Here is a 2,861-nt window from a genome sequence, read left to right on the forward strand (position 1 = left end):
GTCGATGGCCGTGGCGTCGTCGGCGCGGCCGGTCAGCAGGATCTTGCCGATATGCGGATTCGGCAAGCGCTTGCAAAAGGTGATGCCGTCCATCTCGGGCATGGCCTGGTCGACCACCACCACGGAAATCTCGGCAAAACGCTCGGGGTCGTAAACCACCCGGTGGATCGAGTCGATATCGAGCGCCACCAGTTCCTGTGTTTCCGACGGGCGGTCCTTCCAGCGATACAGCCAGCCGCCGCCGGGAACGGGGCGGCTGCCATTGTTGCCCAGCGTAGCCAGCGCGCTGCGCGGCGAACTGAAGGTGCGCACACGGACCATCGGATCGAGCAGGAGAGGCACGACATCGAGGTACTCCTCGTGGTCATCCACGAGGAAGGTCGTTGTTGGGAAGTGGAAGGGCTGGATATCGCCCTGCGAGTTCAACGTCATCACTGCCGGTCCCCGGTCTCCGCATGCGGAAAGGTTAGGGTGAATTCGGTGAATTCACCCAGATTGGTTCGGCAGACGATGCCACCTCCCATATGCTCCATCGCCGCGCGGCAAAAAGCGAGACCTATTCCTAGCCCGGTGATCGACCCGGTTCCCGGGCTATCGCTCGAATACGAGTAGAAGCGGTTGAAAATACGGGGAACGACGTCCGGCGGGATGCCCGGACCCGTGTCATGGACACGGATGCGGCTGGCCCGCTCGCCGGGCTCGATGAACACGCCGATCTCGCCCTTGCCCGCCCGATCGGTATGAAAAAGTGCATTGCGCAGCAAATTGAACAGTACGTGGACCACCAGGCTCTCCTCGCCGAGGAGCCGAAAGTCGCCCGTGGGTGACAGGGTGATCCGCTCGCGTTCCGCGCGCGAGCCATACGGGAAGCGGCGCAAGGCTTGCTCCACGCATTCGCGGGCGGTGAGGGGAATCAGTGGCACCTCACCGATCGGTCGGGCGGAGAGCAGCAGCATGTCGATGATCGTGTTCGCGTAGGTCACCTCGCGCTCCATGACGCCGATGCTGCGCTCCAGCGCATGCAGGTTTTGAGCGCGCAGTTCCGGAACGGGCAGGCCCTCGCCCTCGGCCAGGCGATGGCTGCGGATGAGGTCGGGCATGAAGCGGGCGACGGCGCGCGCGGCGATGCGCAGTGAGCCGAGCGGCGTGCGCAGTTCGTGGGCGATGTTGTTCGAGGCGGCGGTCAGCGCTTCGATGCGCGACTGTTCGGCCATCGTCGAGGAGACCGTGCAGGTGGCGCCTCCGACCATGCCGAATAACAGCAGGGGCAGGTACTCGAGCATCGTCTGCGTGTGCAGGTGCGCCTCGGGGGAAAGCACGAAGACCAGGCCGGCGAGCAGGCTTCCGATGCTGAAAACAAGCAGAAAACTGACGATGTCGAACAGCATCATCAGCAACATCACGCAGGCGAGGTGGGTCATCAACCACGCTGGCGTGGCGTTGCGCAGGGTCATATAGCCAACGAAGAAGGGCATCGCCACCGTCATGGCGAAGTACCAATAGGTCGGCAGGTGCGTGCGTAGTCGGCGCGGCCACCAGGGCAGCAAGGCCAGCGGGATGAACGTGGCGCTGCAGACCAGGCGCATCGGCAGGTTTTCGTACGGCTGCGGGAAGAGATAGGCCCAGACCGGGTAATAGACGGCAAGGCAGAAGCTGCCGACCACGCCGATCGCGACCATCTTGGGCTGCGAATAGCGCGTGCGCAGGAACATGGTGGTTTCGAAGCGCGCCATGGCGCGCACCAGCAGCCACCACTGCATGCGTATGAAGCCAGCGGGCCTCTCGGGAGGGGTTCCCGTCATCTCAGCGAAATTGCTGGTGGCAGGACTGGCAGGCGTCCCCCACGGGTTTCAAGGCAGCGACGAGGGCCTCGCAGGTGCCAGGCGCGGCGGCGACGGCACCGTCGAGGGCTTTAAGCAGGCCGTCGTCGGCCTGGAAGAACGCGGGTTCCATGTCCGGGAAGGCCTGGCGAATATCACCGGCCGTCTCGCGCATGCGAGACAGATGGTCGGCGCTGCCCTTGGCATCGCACTGTTTCGCCCGCACGTTGCCCCGCAGTACGCCCATGTGGTGCTGCATGACGGCCATCACCCCACTGTGGAACGGTGTGCCCTGACGAAGGGCCGACAGGGCAAAGGTGGCGCCCATGGCACCTACGGCCAGTCCCAGGACGACGAGAAGCAGCGCGCGCATCGATGATCCATGGCTTTCCGGACCGTCAGCATAACGGACGGTTCCATTCTTTCAATATGAGACAATGAGCACATTACCGCAGACCGGGACACCCGTGAGTACGGCCCAGGCCGAACGTTTCGCCGGCATCGAGCGGCTCTATGGCCGCGGCACCCTGGACCGCCTCGCCAACGCGCATGTGTGCGTCATCGGCGTGGGTGGCGTCGGCTCGTGGGCCGCCGAAGCGCTGGCTCGCAGTGGCATCGGCAGGCTTACGCTGATCGACGGCGACGATGTCTGCCTCTCCAACACCAACCGGCAGATGCACGCCCTGGATGGCCAGTACGGCAAGCCCAAGGTCGGCGTGGTCGCCGAGCGGGCGCACGCCATCAGCCCGACCATCCGGCTCGAGGCCATGGAGCGGTTCCTCACGCCATCCACGCTCGACGAACTCCTCGACCGCAAGTACGACGTGGTCATCGACGCCTGCGATGCGCTCAAAGTCAAGCTGGAGACCGTTGTCTGGTGTCGTCGGCGCAAGGTGCCCCTGGTCACCGTGGGCGCCGCCGGCGGACGCACCGATCCGACCCTCATCCGGGTTCGCGATCTCTCGCGCACCGAACACGACGCCATGCTCAGCATGATCCGGAAGAAGCTCCGCCAGGAGCATGGCTTCCCGCGTAACCCCG

General features: G+C 64.7%; 4 protein-coding genes. 1 reads left to right on the forward strand and 3 read right to left on the reverse strand.

Annotated elements, in window-relative coordinates; genetic code table 11:
• The 3 genes from AC1DSN_RS20835 to AC1DSN_RS20845 form a co-directional block, all read right to left on the reverse strand.
• The coding region (locus AC1DSN_RS20835; RefSeq protein ID WP_477332617.1) for a hypothetical protein at positions 1–432 on the reverse strand (432 nt) is incomplete at its 3' end.
• Positions 432–1,760 (reverse strand): sensor histidine kinase, encoded by a 1,329-nt coding sequence (locus tag AC1DSN_RS20840; RefSeq protein WP_477332619.1) that lies wholly within the window; start codon positions 1,758–1,760, stop codon positions 432–434. The genes AC1DSN_RS20840 and AC1DSN_RS20835, both read right to left, overlap by 1 nt.
• A 43-nt stretch (positions 1,761–1,803) precedes the next feature.
• On the reverse strand, positions 1,804–2,193 hold the full coding sequence (locus AC1DSN_RS20845; RefSeq protein WP_213948372.1) for a cytochrome c: 390 nt from the start codon (positions 2,191–2,193) through the stop codon (positions 1,804–1,806).
• A 64-nt stretch (positions 2,194–2,257) separates the two neighbouring features.
• Between AC1DSN_RS20845 and AC1DSN_RS20850 the strand changes: the two genes are divergently transcribed.
• Positions 2,258–2,861: tRNA threonylcarbamoyladenosine dehydratase (locus AC1DSN_RS20850; protein ID WP_477332621.1), on the forward strand; the 604-nt coding region annotated here is incomplete at its 3' end.

This window comes from Luteibacter sp. P4_D7_3 (assembly GCF_056401735.1).